At 64.9% G+C, this 17,218-nt stretch carries 14 protein-coding genes and 1 other RNA gene; 6 read left to right on the top strand and 9 right to left on the bottom strand.

The window, feature by feature from the left end:
• Window positions 1–108: 108 nt before the first annotated feature.
• From gap to FXB40_RS47735, 3 genes are all read right to left on the bottom strand, one after another.
• A complete protein-coding gene (gene gap, locus FXB40_RS10300) occupies window positions 109–1,116 on the bottom strand; it encodes a type I glyceraldehyde-3-phosphate dehydrogenase (protein ID WP_148772090.1) in 1,008 nt (335 codons plus the stop codon).
• 170 nt (window positions 1,117–1,286) lie between these two features.
• The gene (gene tkt, locus FXB40_RS10295; RefSeq protein ID WP_148772089.1) at window positions 1,287–3,272 is read right to left on the bottom strand and encodes a transketolase; all 1,986 of its coding nucleotides are present in this window, start codon (window positions 3,270–3,272) and stop codon (window positions 1,287–1,289) included.
• A 276-nt stretch (window positions 3,273–3,548) separates the two neighbouring features.
• Complete coding sequence (locus FXB40_RS47735) at window positions 3,549–3,695, bottom strand: hypothetical protein (protein WP_187436773.1); 147 nt, start codon at window positions 3,693–3,695, stop codon at window positions 3,549–3,551.
• On the opposite strand from FXB40_RS47735, the gene FXB40_RS10290 reads away from it, so the two are divergent.
• From FXB40_RS10290 to FXB40_RS10270, 5 genes are all read left to right on the top strand, one after another.
• Complete coding sequence (locus FXB40_RS10290; RefSeq protein WP_027530137.1) at window positions 3,664–3,984, top strand: DUF4164 domain-containing protein; 321 nt, start codon at window positions 3,664–3,666, stop codon at window positions 3,982–3,984. The two genes, FXB40_RS47735 and FXB40_RS10290, sit on opposite strands and share 32 nt — an antisense overlap.
• Window positions 3,981–4,364, top strand: coding sequence for a cell division protein ZapA (locus tag FXB40_RS10285; RefSeq protein WP_148772088.1), 384 nt, complete (start codon window positions 3,981–3,983; stop codon window positions 4,362–4,364). The genes FXB40_RS10290 and FXB40_RS10285 overlap by 4 nt, the downstream gene beginning before the upstream one ends.
• A 204-nt stretch (window positions 4,365–4,568) precedes the next feature.
• A non-coding RNA gene (gene ssrS / locus FXB40_RS10280) (6S RNA) lies at window positions 4,569–4,729 on the top strand.
• 236 nt (window positions 4,730–4,965) lie between these two features.
• A complete protein-coding gene (locus FXB40_RS10275) occupies window positions 4,966–5,562 on the top strand; it encodes a 5-formyltetrahydrofolate cyclo-ligase (RefSeq protein ID WP_148772087.1) in 597 nt (198 codons plus the stop codon).
• Entirely contained in the window at window positions 5,540–6,364 is an 825-nt protein-coding gene (locus FXB40_RS10270) for a TIGR00282 family metallophosphoesterase (RefSeq protein WP_187436763.1), read from the top strand. Before FXB40_RS10275 ends, FXB40_RS10270 begins: the two co-directional genes overlap by 23 nt.
• 199 nt (window positions 6,365–6,563) lie before the next feature.
• Here the strand turns inward: FXB40_RS10270 and FXB40_RS10265 are convergent, their stop codons facing one another.
• Complete coding sequence (locus FXB40_RS10265; protein WP_148772086.1) at window positions 6,564–7,625, bottom strand: CobW family GTP-binding protein; 1,062 nt, start codon at window positions 7,623–7,625, stop codon at window positions 6,564–6,566.
• Window positions 7,626–7,746: 121 nt separating this feature from the next.
• Between FXB40_RS10265 and FXB40_RS10260 the strand changes: the two genes are divergently transcribed.
• Complete coding sequence (locus FXB40_RS10260) at window positions 7,747–8,844, top strand: cyclase family protein (RefSeq protein ID WP_148772085.1); 1,098 nt, start codon at window positions 7,747–7,749, stop codon at window positions 8,842–8,844.
• Between the two features lie 253 nt (window positions 8,845–9,097).
• Here the strand turns inward: FXB40_RS10260 and FXB40_RS10255 are convergent, their stop codons facing one another.
• The 5 genes from FXB40_RS10255 to FXB40_RS10230 form a co-directional block, all read right to left on the bottom strand.
• Window positions 9,098–10,441: a c-type cytochrome gene (locus tag FXB40_RS10255; RefSeq protein WP_148772084.1), complete on the bottom strand. Its 1,344-nt coding sequence runs from the start codon at window positions 10,439–10,441 to the stop codon at window positions 9,098–9,100.
• The gene (locus FXB40_RS10250; RefSeq protein ID WP_187436762.1) at window positions 10,438–12,618 is read right to left on the bottom strand and encodes a xanthine dehydrogenase family protein molybdopterin-binding subunit; all 2,181 of its coding nucleotides are present in this window, start codon (window positions 12,616–12,618) and stop codon (window positions 10,438–10,440) included. Before FXB40_RS10250 ends, FXB40_RS10255 begins: the two co-directional genes overlap by 4 nt.
• 8 nt (window positions 12,619–12,626) lie before the next feature.
• Window positions 12,627–13,091 (bottom strand): (2Fe-2S)-binding protein, encoded by a 465-nt coding sequence (locus tag FXB40_RS10245; RefSeq protein ID WP_187436761.1) that lies wholly within the window; start codon window positions 13,089–13,091, stop codon window positions 12,627–12,629.
• Between the two features lie 656 nt (window positions 13,092–13,747).
• The gene (locus FXB40_RS10235) at window positions 13,748–15,172 is read right to left on the bottom strand and encodes a methyl-accepting chemotaxis protein (RefSeq protein WP_148772080.1); all 1,425 of its coding nucleotides are present in this window, start codon (window positions 15,170–15,172) and stop codon (window positions 13,748–13,750) included.
• A 106-nt stretch (window positions 15,173–15,278) separates the two neighbouring features.
• The gene (locus tag FXB40_RS10230; RefSeq protein WP_148772079.1) at window positions 15,279–17,021 is read right to left on the bottom strand and encodes a methyl-accepting chemotaxis protein; all 1,743 of its coding nucleotides are present in this window, start codon (window positions 17,019–17,021) and stop codon (window positions 15,279–15,281) included.
• Between the last annotated feature and the right edge of the window lie 197 nt (window positions 17,022–17,218).

Below are 17,218 nucleotides of genomic sequence, written 5' to 3'. Positions count from 1 at the left end.
TCCTGCCTGGTCGTCACCTTGTCTCCCTGGCGCATGCCATACGCGATCAATGCGAACAGCAGAATGACGCCAGGAATTCCGATCCAGGCAGGAAGCATAACGCTCCCCTTAGATCACCTTCGCGAACGCAACGGCGGTGTCCGCCATGCGGTTCGAGAAACCCCACTCGTTGTCGTACCAGGCCATCACGCGCACCAGCGTGCCGTTCTGCACCTTGGTCTGGTCCTCGTGGAAGGTCGAGGAGTGCGGGTCGTGGTTGAAGTCGATCGAGACGTTCGGCTGATTGGTGTAGCCGAGAATGCCCTTGAGCTGCTGCTCGGAGGCGCGCTTCATCGCCGCGTTGATTTCCTTGGCGTCGGTGGCGCGCTTGGCGACGATCTTGAGGTCGATGACCGAGACGTTCGGCGACGGCACGCGGATCGAGACGCCGTCGAGCTTGCCCTTCAGCTCGGGCAGCACCAGGCCGATCGCCTTGGCGGCACCGGTCGAGGTCGGGATCATCGACATCGCCGCCGCACGGCCGCGATAGAGATCCTTGTGCAGCGTGTCCAGCGTCGGCTGGTCGCCGGTGTAGGCGTGGATCGTGGTCATGAAGCCGGTCTCGATGCCGACGAGGTCGTTCAGCACCTTGGCGACCGGCGCCAGGCAATTGGTGGTGCAGGAGCCGTTGGAGACCACCATGTGGTCCTTGGTCAGCGTGTCGTGGTTGACGCCGTAGACGATGGTGGCATCGGCGCCGTCGGCCGGCGCGGAGACCAGCACGCGCTTGGCGCCGGCGGTCAGATGCGCGGAGGCCTTGTCCTTCGCGGTGAAGATGCCGGTGCATTCCATCGCGATGTCGACGCCGAGATCCTTCCAGGGCAGTTTTGAGGGATCGCGCTCGGCGGTCACCTTGATCTTGCCGTTGCCGAGGCTGATCGAGTCGCCGTCGACGGTGACGGTGCCGGGGAAGCGGCCATGGACGCTGTCGAAACGGAGGAGATGGGCGTTGGTCTCGACCGGGCCGAGGTCGTTGATGCCGACGACCTCGATGTCCTTGCGGCCGGACTCGGCGATAGCCCGCAGGATGTTGCGGCCGATGCGGCCAAAACCGTTAATTCCGACGCGGACTGCCATGTTCCATCTCCTTATGACCGTTCAATGACGGGCTCGATAACGCCTAGTCTTCCCGCACAACGCGCTGTACGCGCCTGCGAGGGTTTTTTAGGGGCGGACGCCCGGTTCAGCCGGGCGGTGCTTGATCATATGAGAGATTACGTAGTCCTTTTTTTTGGCAAGCTCAACTCTCAGGTAACGCGCTTCAGCACAGCGTTAACCGCAGCCTCGGCGGTAATGCCGAAATGCTTGTAAAGGTCCTTCGCCGGCGCGCTCGCGCCGAAGGAATGCATGCCGATAAATTCGCCATCCTGGCCGATCACGGCATCCCAGCCCCAGCGCACCGCGGCCTCGATTGCGACCTTCACCGGCGCATTGCCGATGATGGCGGCACGCTTGGCCTCTGGTTGCGCTAACAACAGCTCGAGCGAGGGCACCGACACCACCCGCGACGGGATGCCGCGTTCGGCGAGCTGCTTCTGGGCGGCCACCGCGATCTCGACCTCGGAGCCGGAGGCGAACAGCGTCGCCTTGGCTTCGCCCTGGGCTGCGACCAGCTCGTAGGCGCCGGCCGCGCAGGGAACGTCGTTCGGCGCGGAGGTGCGGAGCTGCGGCAGGTTCTGACGCGTCAGCGCCAGCACGGTCGGACCGTCGATACGATTGAGCGCAAGCTCCCAGCACTCGGCGACCTCGATTGAGTCTGCGGGGCGGAACACGCGCATGTTCGGAATGGCGCGAAGGGCTGCGAGATGCTCGACCGGCTGATGGGTCGGGCCGTCTTCGCCAAGCCCGATGGAATCGTGCGTCATGACGTAGACGACGCCGGTGCCCATGAGTGCCGCGAGACGCATCGCAGGACGCGCATAGTCGGTGAACACCAGGAAGGTCGCGCCGTTCGGCGCAAAGCCGCCGTGCAGGAAGATGCCGTTCATCGCGGCACACATGCCGTGCTCGCGGATGCCGTAGTGAATGAAGCGGCCTTTTGGCGTCTTGGCGGAGAAGGCGCTCGCCGACTTCGCCTTGTTGTTGTTGGAGCCGGTGAGGTCGGCCGAGCCCGCGAGGAATTCCATCGGCATCGCGCCGGCGATCACCTCGATCACGGCTTCCGACGATTTGCGGGTGGCCGCATTCATCGGCTTTTCCAGCAGCTCCTTCTTGTAGGCGCGCACGGCCTTGGCGAGCGAGGCCGGACGCTCGTGGCGCAGGCGGCGCTCGAATTCGGCGCGCTTGCGGCTGCCGAGCTCACCGAGCCGGCCTTCCCATTCCTGTCGTGCCGTCGCGCCACGCGAGCCGGCTGCGCGCCAGGCCTTCAGCACGTCATCAGGCACGGAGAACGGCTCGAGCGAGATGCCGAGATTTTCCTTGGCGGCCTTGAGCTCGTCGGGGCCGAGCGCTTCGCCATGCGCCTTCGACGTGCCGGCCTTGTGCGGCGCGCCGAAGCCGATGGTGGTTCGGCAGGCAATCAGCGTCGGCTTGTTGGATTTTTGCGCGCGGGTGATGGCGGCAGCGATCGCAGCCTGATCATGGCCGTCGATCTTCTCGGCGGCCCAGCCGCAGGCTTTGAAGCGCTTCACCTGGTCGACGGAATCGGAGATCGAGGTCGGGCCGTCAATCGAGATGCCGTTGTCGTCGTACAGCACGATCAGCTTGCCGAGCTTCCAATGCCCGGCCATCGCGATCGCTTCCTGCGACACGCCTTCCATCAGGTCGCCGTCGGAGGCGAGCACATAGGTGTGGTGGTCGACGATCTTCTTGCCGAACTCGGCGGCGAGCATCTTCTCGGCGAGCGCCATGCCGACCGCAGTCGAGATGCCCTGGCCGAGCGGGCCGGTGGTGGTCTCGATGCCCTTGGTGTGGAAGTTCTCAGGATGACCCGGCGTCAGTCCGCCGAGCTGGCGGAATTGCTTGAGCTGGTCCAGCGTCATGTCGGCGTTGCCGGTCAGATACAGCAGCGCATAGAGCAGCATCGAGCCGTGGCCGGCCGAGAGCACGAAGCGGTCGCGGTCGGGCCAATTGACTGCGGCGGCGTCGAATTTCAGGAACTGCGTGAACAGCACCGTGGCCATGTCGGCGGCGCCCATCGGCAGGCCGGGGTGGCCCGATTTCGCTTTCTCCACACCGTCCATGGCGAGGCCGCGGATCGCGTTGGCCATACGGTTGGGATCGACCTGCGTCATGTCTGAAATCCGTCTGAAATGAGGCGCTTGGCGGCGAACTGCGCCCGCGCGGAAGGGAGCCTTTCGGCCACTGAAAGTCGGGGCTGGGATAGCATCTCGGTTCCGGCAGGCCAAGGCAATCAAACGCCGGTTTGGCCGTAAAAGTTGCTTACGGCATGATCCGGAAAAGTGGCGAGTCGGTTTTCCGGCGAGATCATGCCCAAGAGGAGCTGCTGGATCGGGATGAATCCCATCCCGATCTAGCAGTGCATAGTTTCGCGGCGGCGTTGCGCTCCGCTAGCTTGCCACGTAAATTTCTGCTTCTAACCGTTTGCCGAACCGAGTCTTTTGCCGGCCGGCAAGCCCCGATGCAAAGGCCACGGGCAAGGCCCACAGGTTCGCCGCTGACTGCATGAACGATCGCGTTTCCAACAGTTCCGCCATGACGGAGTCCTCTGCCGTCGAGATCGAGATCGCGACCCGCAGGCTCACGGCGGCGCTCGACGCGCTCGAAAGCGCGGTCGAGCGAAGGCGCGATGCTGACCGCGACGAGAACGAGCTCGCGACGCGAATCCAGGCGCTGGGCGCGGATCGTTCGCGGCTTGCCGACGAGCTCGACGGCGCATTGGTGAAGGCGCGCAAGCTCGAGCGCACCAACCGCGAGATCTCCGATCGGCTGGATTCCGCGATCGTCACGATACGCTCGGTGCTCGATACCGGAGAGGATGGATGAGCCACATCAACGTCACCATCAACGCCCGCCAATACCGCATGGCCTGCGAGGAGGGCCAGGAGGTGCGGCTGTTGAAGCTCGCCGAGGGCCTGGAGACGCGGATTCAGTCGCTGCGCGGAAAATTCGGCGAGATCGGTGATGCGCGCCTCACCGTGATGGCGGCGCTGACCGTCTGCGACGAGCTGATCGACGCCGGCAACCGCATCCGCACCATGGAGCAGGAGCTGACCGAACTGCGGGATTTCCGCAACGCCGCCGTCGAGCGCGCCCGGATGACCCAGACCGCCGTGGTCAACGCGCTGAACGCCGCCGCCGAGCGCATCGAGAAGTCGACCCAGGTCCTGAACCGGACCGTCGGCAACGGGATCGCGATCGGCTGACGGTGTGCGTGCTTGCGGCCATCCTTCGAGACGCCCGCTTTGGCGGGCTCCTCAGGATGAGGTCGTGCTTCGCGGCGATATCTTGGACCCTCATGGTGAGGAGCCCGCCCTAAGCGGGCGTCTCGAACCATGCAGGCCGAGCACTTTCCCAGCACCCGCTTCGCCGGGCTGGTGATTCGTCAGTATCGTTGTTACATTGGCCAGGCGAGGCTGCTACGCGCGTCAGGAGCCATATATCCCCGGGGCCTTATCGATCCTTTAGGGAACTGTCCCTGGCCGGGCCCGTGGGCCCGGACATATGGTGCCCACCTACTTTCGTAGGGAACTCCGGGATCGAGCGCTTCAACGGCGTCTGCGGCTTCGCACTTTTGCTTGCTTGGTTTGTGCTTGTTGAAATTGCGTCCCCGACACGCTGGCGGTTCAGTCTCGGTGTCATGCCCCCTAGTGCGCACTTGCGCACGGAGGACCGGGGCACCCAGTACGCCGCGGCGTCAAGGTTCAAGCACTGGCGTCTCTGGAATACTGGATCTCCCGCTCCAGTGCGCAAGTGCGTACAAGGCGGGTGATGACGGCAGACAGGTCTGCCTCGGGACCGAAGCACATGACCAACACCAAATCCGAACTCCGCGCCAAAGCCCTCGCGGCGCGCGACGCGCTGAGCGAAAAGAAACGCATCGCGGCCGCTGCAAAACTTGCCAAGCGCGGGCTGCCGTTCACGCTGCTGCCCGGCAGCATCGTCTCCGGCTACTCTCCGATCCGCAGCGAGATCGATCCGATGCCGCTGCTCAAGAAGCTCGCCGAGGAGGGCGCGAAACTCGCGCTGCCCTGCGTCACCGCACGCGGCCAGGCGCTGGTCTTCCGCATCTTCCATCCGAACGACCGCCTGATGCTCGGCCCGCTCGGCATTCCGGAGCCGTCGCCGGCCGCGGCCGAGGTTATCCCCGACATCATGCTGACGCCGCTCGCCGCCTTCGACCGTCTCGGCCATCGCATCGGCTATGGTGCGGGGCACTACGACCACACCTTCGCGCACCTCCGCAAGACCAAGCAGATCGTCGGCATCGGGCTCGCTTTTGCAGCGCAGGAGATCAAGGCGGTTCCGGCACTGGCCCACGACGTGGCGCTGGATTATGTGCTAACGGAATCGGACGTGTTTGATTTCCGGAGTTCTGAAGTTGCGCATTCTCTTCGTGGGTGATGTCGTCGGCCGTAGCGGCCGCAACGCCATCGCCGAATATCTGCCCGGCATGGTCAAGGACTGGTCGCTCGATTTCGTCGTCGTCAACGGCGAGAATTCGGCCGGAGGCTTCGGCATCACGGAAGCGATCTATCAGGAATTTCTCGATGCCGGCGCCGATGCGGTGACGCTCGGCAATCACTCCTGGGACCAGCGCGAGGCGCTCGTCTTCATCGAGCGCGCCGAGCGCCTGGTGCGACCGGCGAACTATCCGCGCGGCACGCCCGGTCGCGGCGCCGCCCTGGTCGAGACCAAGAACGGCAAGCACGCGCTCGTCGTCAACGCGCTGGGCCGCGTCTTCATGACCCCGTTCGACGATCCCTTCGCCGCACTCGAGCGCGAGCTCGGCGCCTGTCCGCTCGGCGTTGCCGCCGACGCCATCGTGGTCGACTTCCATTGCGAGGCGACCAGCGAGAAGCAGGGCATCGGCTTCTTCTGCGACGGCCGCGCCAGCCTCGTCGTCGGCACGCACACCCATGTGCCGACCGCCGATCATCAGATCCTCACCGGCGGCACCGCCTACATGACCGACGCCGGCATGACCGGCGACTACGACTCCATCATCGGCATGCAGAAGGAAGAGCCGCTGCGTCGGTTCACGTCGGGGATTCCGTCGGGCCGCTTCGAGCCGGCGGCGGGCGTGGCGACGCTCAGCGGCGTCGCAGTGGAGACGGATGACGCGACGGGTCTCGCACTGCGGATCGCGCCGGTGCGTGCGGGCGGCCGGCTGGAGCCGGCGACGCCGAAATTCTGGTTGAGCTGAAATCTCGCAGCGCTGACGGTGCACCCTCGCGCCTTGTGGGAGAGGATGGCTCGCCGCGAAGCGGCGAGACGGGTGAGGGGTTCTATCCGCGCGTGAGCCTCTCGCATTTGAATTCGCGGAGACAACCCCTCATCCGGCGCTTCGCGCCACCTTCTCCCGCAAGGGGAGAAGGGGCAGCGTCGCCTCATTTCGACGCATGTCACGCCGCGGCGCGAACCGCCTGCCAGAGGCCCAGCACATCCGCGCGCGAAATCCCGCGCGTGATGAAGACAATGCGCGAGCGGCGATCGTTGTCGGGCCAGCCGCTCAGCGCCACCGGCGGATGGAAGACATGGTGCACGCCGTGGATCACGATGGGCGCCGGCTCGCCCTGAAGATTGAGAATCCCCTTCACCCGCAACAGATCCGCACCGCGCGCGTTGCGCAAGTGTGCGAGCCAGTGGGTCACGGCCATCCAGTCGAGCGGTTCGTCGAATGCCAGCATGAAGCTGATGATGGACGCGTCATGATCATGATGGTCATGGGGCGCGTGATGATCGTGATGCGAATGGCCGGCATGTGCGTGCGGCCCGGTGAAGGCGTGCTCGTTGAGCCAGCGTGCGACGTCGATCCTTTTCTTCTCGGGATCGATCAGGCCGGCGCCGAACAGGTTTGCCGGATCGATCTCGCCGTGATCGACGGCTTCGATATTCGCGCCGGGATTGAGCTGGCGTAAACGCTGCTCCAGCGCGCCGACGTCCTCGACCAGGTCGCGCTTGGTGACCAGCAGGCGGTCCGCAAGCGCGACCTGCTTCACCGCCTCGTATTGACGATCGAGCTGATGCGGTGCGTTGACCGCGTCGACCGTGGTCACGATCGTGTCGAGCCGCAGGAAGTGCGAGACGAGCGGGTTGTTGAGCAGCAGCTGCACGATCGGCGCGGGATCGGCGAGCCCCGTGGTCTCGACCAGGATGCGGCGGAACGGCGGAATCTCGCCGCGGTCCCGCTTCACCAGAAGATCTCGCAGCGTCTGCTCCAGGTCGCTGCGGATGGTGCAGCAGATGCAGCCGCTTGCGAGCACGGCAACCTCGCCATCGACGCGCTCGACCAGCAAATGATCGAAGCTGACTTCGCCGTACTCGTTGATGATGACGGCGCTGTCCGTCATGTCGTCGTGGCGCAGCAGGCGATTGAGCAACGTGGTCTTGCCGCTGCCGAGAAAGCCGGTGATCAGCGACACCGGTAGCCGCTGCGCGGATTTGTCGCTTTCAAACAAACTCATGGGAAAGCTCTCGCGTCGACTGTCTTATTTTTGCCGCTGGACAACAGCGTAGCGGAGGAGGAGGCTGGCGGAAACAATTTCAGAGTCAGATTATAGTCTGACCACAACCTGGGAGGGTGCAATGTCTAACGAGATCAATAACGTAGATCAAGACGGCGGCGGCTCCACGACGGACCGCCGGACCCTGCTCCGCACCGCGGGCATCGCCGGCGTTGCCGGAGCCGCGCTCGCCGGCTCGATGCACGGCAAGTTCTCCCTTGCACCGATCAGCGAAGCCCAGGCGCAAACTGCAACCTCCATGCCCAAGGGCACCGACAAGCCGTGGTGGCCGTCGAAATGGGGCAAGGACGACGAGTGCGGCGCATCAAATCACATCACGCCGGAGAAAGTTCTCGACACCGCGAAATGGATCAAGGACGGCAAGATCTACAAGATCGGTCGCGTCTACGAAGGTGGCATGCCGTTGTTCGGTCCGCGCGCCTTCACGCTGCGCATTCCCGGCAGCCCGACCGGCGGCCCGTTCGGCGACAACAAGATGGTCTATCACGACGAATTCCTGACCACCGAGATCGGCCAGACCGGCACGCAGTTCGACGGCCTCGGCCATATCGGTATTCAGCTGGGCCGCGACGGCGACAAGAACGAGATGAAGTTCTACAACGGCTTCACCGCCCAGGAGATCAGTGATGCCTACGGCCTGAAGAAGCTCGGCGTCGAGAAGCTCAAGCCGCTGTTCACCCGCGCGCATCTGGTCGATATGGTCGCGCTCAAGGGCGGGATGATGGACGCCGGCCAGGAAATCTCCGCGGCCGATATCAAGGCCGCGCTGGCGAAGCAAAACATTCCCGAGAGCGACATCAAGCCGGGCGACGCCATCATGTTCCACACCGGCTGGGGCTCGCTGTGGATGAAGAACAACGATCGCTTCAACAGCGGCGAGCCGGGCATCGGCCTCGATGCCGCGAAATGGGTGATCGAAAAGGATCTCGCGCTGACCGGCGCGGACACCTGGGCGGTCGAGGTGGTGCCCAATCCCGACAAGTCACTCGCGTTCGTGGTTCACGCCGAGCTGCAGACCAAGCACGGCATCCACAACCACGAGAACCTCTTTTTCGACGATCTGATCGCCGACAAGAAGTACCAGTTCGTCTATTGCTTCGCCCCCGCCCCGATCAAGGGCGCCACGGGCAGCAACGGTTGCCCGATTGCGATGACGTGACGGGGATAGATCGGCGCGGGCAAATGAGGCGTCCGCGCCGATGTATTGACTGAGCTGAGAGCGGCGCCACACCCTCGATGTCATCCCCGCGAACGCGGGGACCCATAACCACAGGGAGCAGTGTGAGGCAAACCTCCCACTCCGAATCTTCGCCAAACTACTCCCTGTGGGTATGGGTCCCGGATCTGCGCTTCGCTTGTCCGGGACGACAGTTGAGATTGATGCGCGATCGCGCGTCAATCTCGTCGTGCGCTTACTCCGCCGTCTGCTCCCGCAGCTCCGCCACATCCTTCGCCGTCAGCTTCGAACCCTTCGTCCCGAACCGCGCCGTTACGTAGTTCGCCACCGCGGCGATCTCGTCGTCGGTATAGGCATTGCCGAACGCCGGCATCGAGAGCGCGCCGTCGGGCGTGTGACGTTTGGTGCCTGACAGCACGATCTGCGCGACGTTGGTGGCGGCGGGGTCGTTGACGGCCCAGGTGCCGGTCAGCGTCGCCATCGGCGAGACCGGGCTCTCGCCGCTCCAGCCGTGGCAGCTGGCGCAGGCGCTGGCGAACACCTTCTTGCCGCGCGCGTCCGCCGTGACGCCGTCCTTGTGCGAGGCGGGTGCGACGGGCGCCGTGGTGGCCGGCAGGTCGGGCGAGGGCACTGGCGGCACGCTGCGCAAGTAAGCAACGATGCTGCGGATGTCCTCCGGCGCGAACTGGCTGAAACTGTGGTCGACGGCTTCGCCCATCGGACCCGAAGCCGAGCCATGGCCCGGCGCGTGGCCGAGCGACAGATAGGCGATCAGATCCGCGTCGCTCCAGTTGCCGACGCCGGTGGCCTTGTCGGAGGAGATGTTAAAGGCGTGCCAGCCGGCCGTGATGGCGCCCGCGAACTTCTTGCGGTTGTCCAGCGCGAAGCCGAGATTGCGCGGCGTATGGCACTCGCCGCAATGGGCGAGCGCTTCCGCCAGATACGCACCGCGATTCCACTCCGGGCTCTTCGAGTTATCGGGCGCAAAGCGCGTATCGGGATTGAACACGGCGGACCAGAAGATCATCGCCCAGCGCTGGTTGAACGGAAACGACAGCGTGTTCTCGGGCGCCTTGGCGCGCACCGCCGGCAGGCTGAACAGATAGGCCTTCACCGCCAGCACGTCTTCGTCGCTCATATAGGTGTAGGACGTGTACGGCATCGCCGGATAGAGGCGGGCACCATCATGACGCTTGCCGCGCTGGACCGCGTTGAGAAAATCCTGGTCGCTGTAATTGCCGATGCCGGTGTCCTTGTCCGGCGTGATGTTGGTCGAATAGAGCGTGCCGAACGGCAGCTTGAAGCCGAGCCCGCCGGAATAGTCCTTCTCGCCGGGCTTGGTGTGGCAGACCATGCAGTCGGCCGCCTTCGCCAGATATTCGCCGCGCTCGACCAGGCTTGCCTTCTCGAGCTTGGCAGGCACGCCCGTAGGCTTGGCCGCACGGTAATCGGCCAGCGCCACCTTGGTGCCGCCGGCGAAATCGAGCGGACCGGGCCCGCGGATGATGAAGACGCCGAGCGCCACCGCGACGATGGCGATCACGACGAGGCTTGCAAGGATACGCATTGTCCGGCTCATGCCTTCTTCCCCACAGCCAGGAGTTTCCTGTCGATCGGCAGGCGCCGCAGCGCCACGCCGGTTGCGGCGTAAATCGCGTTGCGCAGCGCCGGTGGTCCGGCATTGACGCCGGCTTCGCCGATGCCGCCGGGGGCCTCGCCGCTCTTCACCACGATGACCTCGACCTTCGGGGTCTCGTTGATGCGCATCATGCGGTAGTCGTGGAAGTTCGACTGCTGCACGCGGCCCTTCTCGATGGTGATCTCGCCATAGAGCGCGGCGGTGAGGCCGAAGATCAAGCCGCCCTCGATCTGCGCCTTCACCGTATCAGGGTTGACCGCTATGCCGGTGTCGACCACCGAGGTGACACGGCGGAGCACGATCTCGCCGATGTCGTCGATCTCGGCTTCCACCACGGTTGCGATGAAGCTCGCGAAGGACGGCTGCACGCAGACGCCGCGGCCGACGCGGGCCGGTAACGGCTGGCCCCAGCCGGATTTTTCCGCGACGAGGTTGAGCACCGCAAGCATCCGCGGGTTCTTGGTCAGCATGGATTTCCGAAACTCGATCGGATCCTTGCCGGCCTTGCGCGCGAGCTCATCCATGGCGCATTCGATCGCGAACACGTTGTTGTTCGGACCGACGCCGCGCCAGAAGCCGGTCGGTACGGCCGGCGGCTCGGCGCGGACATATTCGACGTGGAAGTTGGCGAAGTCGTAGGGAGCATCGACCGCGGCATCGATCGCGTCGATATCGATGCCCTTCTGGAACGCCGGCGGCAGCCAGCGCGCGATCACCGCGGAGCCGGCGATCTTGTACTTCCACGCCGCGACCTTGCCGTCGACCAGCGACGCCGTGATCTGGTCGCGATAGACCGGACGATAGACGTCGTGCTGGATGTCCTCCTCGCGGGTCCAGATCACCTTGACGGGATAGTCGACCTGTTTTGCGATTTTCACCGCTGCGACGACCATGTCCGGCTCGAGCTTGCGGCCAAAGCCGCCGCCGAGCAGATGCTGGTTGACGATCACCTTGTCGACGGGGAGGCCGGCCGCCTTCGCGGCCTCCGACTGCACGCGCGTCATGATCTGCGTGCCGGTCCAGATCTCGCAGGCGTCCGGCCTGACATGAACGGTAGCGTTGATCGGCTCCATCGACGCATGCGCCAGGAAAGGCAGCTCGTAGGCCGCCTCGAACCTGTCGCCGGTTGCGAGCGCCTTGGCGATGTCGCCGGTCGATTTCGCGACTGCGCCGTCCTTGGCGCTGGCATCGCGCAGGTTCTGCCAGATGTCCTTGGTGCTGATCCCTGCGTTCGCTCCCTCGTTCCACTCGATCTTGAGCGCCGCGAGGCCCTGTTTGGCCGCCCACATGTGATCGCCGATCACGGCGACCGCGTCGTCGAGCACGACGACCTTGCGCACGCCCGCGACCTTCATCGCTGCGCTGTCGTCAACCTTGCCGACCTTGCCGCCGAACACCGGGCAATTGGCGATCGCGGCGATCTTCATGTCGGGCAGGATCGCGTCGATGCCGTAGAGCGCCTTGCCGTTGACCTTGTCCGGCGTGTCGAGCCGCTTCAGCGGCTGGCCGATGAGGACGAAGTCCTTGGGGTCCTTGACCGCGACGTCCTTCGGCGGTGTCTGGCTCTGCGCGGCAAAGGCCAGCTCGCCATAGCCGAGCTTGCGGCCGCTCGCGGCATGCGCGACCTCGCCCTTTGACGCCGTGCAACTCGCAGGCTCGACGCCCCATTGGCTGGCCGCGGCCTGCACCAGCATCGCGCGCGCGGTGGCACCGGCCTTGCGCAGCGGCAACCACCAGGCGCGGATCGAGTTGGAATTGCCGGTGACCTGGAGGCCGAAGGTCGGATTGGCGTAGAGCTTGTCGCTGGGCGGTGCGTGCTGCACCTCGACCTTGCTCCAGTCGGCATCCAGCTCTTCGGCGAGCACGGCCGAGATCGAGGTGTAGGTGCCCTGGCCCATCTCGACCTGCGGCATCATGAGGATGGTGCGGCCGGTCTCGTCGATGCGGATGAAGGCGTTGGGCGCAAACTTGCCGTCGGTCGTATCCTTCTGCACCGGCTCGTTCGCGGCAGCGCGCAACGGCACATGGAAGGCGAGCAGGAACCCGGTGGCGAGGCCGCCGGTCAGAAGCACGCGGCGGGAGACGCTGTCATGTGCATTGCTATTATGTGCATTCATTGCGGACCTCACGACTGACGGCCGGAAGCGGCGAGCTTGATCGCCTCGCGGATGCGCACATAGGTGCCGCAGCGGCAGATGTTGCCGGCCATGGCGGCGTCGATGTCGGCATCGTCAGGGTTGGGCGTCGCCGCCAGCAGGGCCGCTGCCGACATGATCTGGCCGGACTGGCAGTAGCCGCACTGGATCACCTCGGCCTCTAACCAGGCTTTCTGCACCTTCGCGCCTGAGGGCGTGCTGCCGACATGCTCGATGGTGGTGATGGCGCGGTTTTCGACCGCGCTGATCGGGAGCACGCAGGAGCGTACCGCCTTGCCGTCGACATGCACCGTGCAGGCGCCGCATTGGGCGATGCCGCAGCCGAACTTGGTGCCGGTCATGCCGAGGATGTCGCGCAGCACCCACAGCAGCGGCATTTCGGGCGGCGCGTCGAAGGATTTGGTTTCGCCATTGATGGTGAGAGTTGTTGCCATATGCATCCCCTTCTTCGCCAGATCGCTTACGGCGATCTAGTGGCGAACTCGTGCGCGACAATAATCATACTGGTGTGAAATGATGAAGCGCCGAAATTTCTGGCGATGCATATTTGCGTTGCCGGAGCATCAGGCCATGACGTTCACGAATTTGTGCGGCGATCCCTGCGGTGCTTTTGGGCTAATTGATATGATAAGCGTCATTTTCTGACGCTTTTGCATCGTGCGCGTCTTTGGCCTTCGCACATCACCGTGCGAACGCGCAAAACCGTGCGAGGATGAAATTCGTGCGATTGTGAAAGTCGGGTGAGGGCGAGCGCATTGCCCGTCTGATGGGATCAGCCGCAACGACGCGAGAGCCGACGTGCCCGATGATGGCATCGTGCTCCTGTTTTGCCCGACGGGTCAACGGCTACATCGAGCGTTTGCTCGACCTCTCCCGCTTGCGGGAGAGGTCGCGCCGAAGGCGCGGGTGAGGGTTCTCTCCTCTTGGGGTTCTCGGTTGCGGAGACACCCCCACCCCAGCCCTCCCCCGCAAGCGGGAGAGGGAGTGCACCTTCTCCTTGGAAACCAGGCAAGCCTGATTTCGTCCCGCTAACCCATTGATTCCGCGCACCCCGGCTACTGTGCATGGGGTTGTTTTCGAGGTTCTTGATTCAGCCTTGCCGAAAACCCATCCGGAAGGCGCCCCAGTGCTTGCCGCGGACCATGATCGGCGACGACAAATCCTTCATCAGCACGAACTGCCCGCCGCCCATATCACGGCGATAGGTCTGCAGCAGGAAGGGTTTTGTGTTGGCCGCGACCTTCTTCACCGCGCGATCGGTGAACAGGCGGCGGTTGCGGCAATTGGCGTTGTTCCAGACCGGGTCCTTGCCCTGCGGCAGCCGGTAGTTCGGATTGTGGGTCGGCAGATAGCCGCTCTTCGCCCAGGCGACGCAGAACACGATGCGGGGATCGGATTTCTGGATCGGGTCCTGGATCGCCGGCAGCACGCGATCGGTGAACTCGACATATTTGGTGAGATATTGCTTGGGATCGGTGCCGGCGATCTCCCGGTAGTTCTCATCCATGAGCTGGTCGAGTGTGATCTCGCCGCGATCGACCGCGGCCTCGAACTCGGCCGTGATCCGCCTGGCGGTGTCGACGACGAGGCGGATCAGCGGCGCATCCGACGTCTCCACGCCGCTGTCGGCGATCAGCGCGATCAGGCCTTCGGAGGTGTCGAGCAGCTTCGTCACGCGTTGGTCGGCGTTCCTGAGATCGCGCGAGGACAGGTCGACGCCCTTGGCGAGCTCGTTGAGCTCGGAGATGACGGTGTCGCAATGGCCGAGATTGGAGGTCGCCGCGCGCGTGACGCTGTCGATCTCGGCCTCCACCGAGGCAAAGCCCTGCTGGACGCGCGAGATGATGCCGGAGATCTGCTGGGCGCCTTCGCCGGCGGTCTTCGCGCGCTGGGACGCATCGCTGCTCTCGCCGATCAGCCCTTCGATCTGGCCGTCGAGATCGCGCACGGTGTCGGAGATCTGGTGCGTGGCCTGCCGGGTCGCCTCCGCGAGGTTCTTGACCTCGCTTGCGACCACGGCGAAGCCGCGTCCGGCATTGCCGGCACGTGCCGCCTCGATCGTTGCGTTGAGAGCGAGCAGATTGGTCTGCTTGGCGATCGCCTCGATCGAGCCGGAGACCTTTGCGACCTGCGCCAGCGCCGAGCCGACGGCGCTCAAGCGCGCCTCGATCCGCTCCACCGCCGCGACAAGCTCGGAGATATGGCTGACAGCGGTGTCGACCGCACCGCGCGACTGCGCGATCTCGCCGACCGCCGCCGACGTGGTCGATTGCACGGCCTGCGAGGCGTTGGCGATGTCGTGGTTGGCTGAGACCATGGTCTCGGCCGTCTTCTGCAGGTGATGGAACCGCTCCGACTGGTTGGCGACGCGGTTGGCGACCTCCTGGACATTGCCGGCAATGTCGGCGAGCTCGACGCCGAGGCCGCCGATGCGGTCGGCGAGCTGGTCGATCAGCCGCTCGGCGAGCGTTCGGTTGGATCCAGTGTCCATGACTGCAAGCTGGGCAAGGGACATCTACGGGCTTTCTCCAGTCGGAGCCGTTCGCCGGCCCTCCGCGGCATTCCCATTCCAGCCTCACTTAAAGACGTGATTCGCGGCTGCCGTCTTGCCTGAGCGTGCACTACAGCTTGTAGGCCGTCCTGAACCCGCCCCAGTGCCGGCCCTGCACGCGGATCGGCACGTCGATCTCGCGCATCATCACGGTGTTGCCGTTGCCCATGTCGCGCGCATAGCTCTGGATCAGGTACGAGCGCAAATTGTGCGCCGCAGCCAACCCCGCCGGATCGTTGAAGATGCGGCGGTTGCGGCAATTGGCCGTGTTCCAGGCGGTGTCGCCCGGCCGCTGCGGGTGCGAATAGATCTTGTTGTGGACGGGCAGGAAGCCGTTGCGGTCGACCATAGCGCAGAACGCCATGCGCGTCTCCTTGGCGAGGAAGGTTTCCTGGAAGGGCGCCAATGTGCGGTCGGCCCAGTCCAGATATTTTGTGCGGTATTGCTGCGGATTGGTGCCGGCGATCTCCGCGTAGTCGGTGTCGAACAGGTCATCGATCTTGACCTCGCCGCGCGCGACCGCCTGCTCGAACAGCTTGGTGAGTGCGTTGCCCGCCTCCATCGCGCGGGTGACGAACTCCGTGTTCTCCTCGTGGATCGACCAGAGCTTGTCTTCGATCTTCTCGCGCTGCGCGGCATTGGGGCTGACGAATTGCGTGTGGGCCCCGGCCTTGGACTGCTCGACCACGCGCAGGCGGCAGGCGCCGACGTCTTCGAGGCTACCGTCGATGATCGCCTGCGGCGCGAGCCGGCCTGCTTCCGCACCGCCGATCAGGACGCCGTCCATCGCGATCTCGTAGACCGGCAGCACGCCGCGCGGGGTTTCGAATTTGAGGTGGCAGGGCAGCCGCTCGGTCTTGCGGCGATCGTTGTGCTCGCTCTGGCGCAGCAGCACCGCGCAGCGCGATTTCAGCTTCTGGGCAAAGGTCGTCACGGCCTTGCCGGCGCTGGCGACGTTCTCGCCATGGGTCTCGGCGGCCTTGGTCGCGGCGTCGATCTCGGCCGCGCTTTCGCCGACCGAGATGATGAACTGCGATGCGCTGGCCGCGTTGCCGGAGACCTCGCCGGTGGTGGCGTTCTGCTCGGCGACCGCGCCATTAACGGTGTCGAACACCGGGCGGATCGCCTCGATCGCCTGCGAGATCCGGTGCACAGCGTCTGCGGAACCTGCGGCATCGCGCTGGAGTGCGTCGATTTTTCTGGAGATCTCCTCGGTGGCGCCCTGGGTCTGCACCGCGAGTGCCTTGACCTCGGTGGCAACGACGGCAAAGCCCTTGCCGGCAGCGCCAGCCCGCGCGGCCTCGATGGTGGAGTTGAGCGCGAGCAGCGTGGTCTGCCGCGCGATCTGGGCGATCAGATTGACGACGTTGCCGATCGCCGCGGAGGATTCACGGAGGCGGTCGACATTGGCGCGCGCCTCCTGCGCGGCGGCGCTGGCCTCATCGGCGAGCTTGCCGGCCTCGCGGACCTGCGCGCCGATGCCTTGCGCGGATTGGGTGAACTTGTCGGCGGCATGGGCAAAGCCCGAGGCGTTCGACTGGGCGGCATTGGTCCGCCCGGTCAGCGCGTTGGTGCGCTGGCGGATATCCGCGAGCGTAGACGCGGTCGCTTCCGCACCACCGGCCACCGAATTGGCCGCGCGCTCGAGCTGGCGGATCATGGCGCCGAGCTCGAGTTCCAGCAGTTCCAGGATTTCCCGGGCCGAATCGACCTCGGCGGCCGGAGCGGGCGCGGGCGCCGGCTGTGCGGCCTGCGGGGCTGCCGCTGGTGCGGCCACGTCCGGCAGGCGCTTCCGAAATAATGCGAACGCCATTGGGTCTACTCTTGTCGGGAGATGGGCGGACGCTATTTTCGCAGGTCGGAATGAAATCAGGGTTAACGATGCCTGACTTCTGGGCACGGGCGACTACTGTATTACCTTAAAGTATGAGAGGCTCTTTCATTCCGGTGGGTTGGCGGCCTATAAGGCCGCGCTTCCCGACGCTCACCTTTGGCGCACGATTCCTAGAG

It is taken from the genome of Bradyrhizobium rifense (genome assembly GCF_008123425.1).
GTDB lineage: Bacteria > Pseudomonadota > Alphaproteobacteria > Rhizobiales > Xanthobacteraceae > Bradyrhizobium > Bradyrhizobium rifense.
This window is presented reverse-complemented; position numbering and strand designations above follow the sequence as displayed.

What these genes read in the sequence shown, in the direction of transcription:
- tkt (WP_148772089.1), bottom strand. Translation starts at nt 3,272, where the DNA reads ATGACGCAGGTCGATCCCAACCGTATGGCCAACGCGATCCGCGGCCTC.
- FXB40_RS10265 (WP_148772086.1), bottom strand. Translation starts at nt 7,625, where the DNA reads ATGAGTTTGTTTGAAAGCGACAAATCCGCGCAGCGGCTACCGGTGTCG.
- FXB40_RS10290 (WP_027530137.1), top strand. Translation starts at nt 3,664, where the DNA reads ATGAACGATCGCGTTTCCAACAGTTCCGCCATGACGGAGTCCTCTGCC.
- FXB40_RS47735 (WP_187436773.1), bottom strand. Translation starts at nt 3,695, where the DNA reads ATGGCGGAACTGTTGGAAACGCGATCGTTCATGCAGTCAGCGGCGAAC.
- FXB40_RS10255 (WP_148772084.1), bottom strand. Translation starts at nt 10,441, where the DNA reads ATGAGCCGGACAATGCGTATCCTTGCAAGCCTCGTCGTGATCGCCATC.
- FXB40_RS10260 (WP_148772085.1), top strand. Translation starts at nt 7,747, where the DNA reads ATGTCTAACGAGATCAATAACGTAGATCAAGACGGCGGCGGCTCCACG.
- FXB40_RS10230 (WP_148772079.1), bottom strand. Translation starts at nt 17,021, where the DNA reads ATGGCGTTCGCATTATTTCGGAAGCGCCTGCCGGACGTGGCCGCACCA.
- FXB40_RS10235 (WP_148772080.1), bottom strand. Translation starts at nt 15,172, where the DNA reads ATGTCCCTTGCCCAGCTTGCAGTCATGGACACTGGATCCAACCGAACG.
- FXB40_RS10250 (WP_187436762.1), bottom strand. Translation starts at nt 12,618, where the DNA reads ATGAATGCACATAATAGCAATGCACATGACAGCGTCTCCCGCCGCGTG.
- FXB40_RS10285 (WP_148772088.1), top strand. Translation starts at nt 3,981, where the DNA reads ATGAGCCACATCAACGTCACCATCAACGCCCGCCAATACCGCATGGCC.
- FXB40_RS10275 (WP_148772087.1), top strand. Translation starts at nt 4,966, where the DNA reads ATGACCAACACCAAATCCGAACTCCGCGCCAAAGCCCTCGCGGCGCGC.
- FXB40_RS10245 (WP_187436761.1), bottom strand. Translation starts at nt 13,091, where the DNA reads ATGGCAACAACTCTCACCATCAATGGCGAAACCAAATCCTTCGACGCG.
- gap (WP_148772090.1), bottom strand. Translation starts at nt 1,116, where the DNA reads ATGGCAGTCCGCGTCGGAATTAACGGTTTTGGCCGCATCGGCCGCAAC.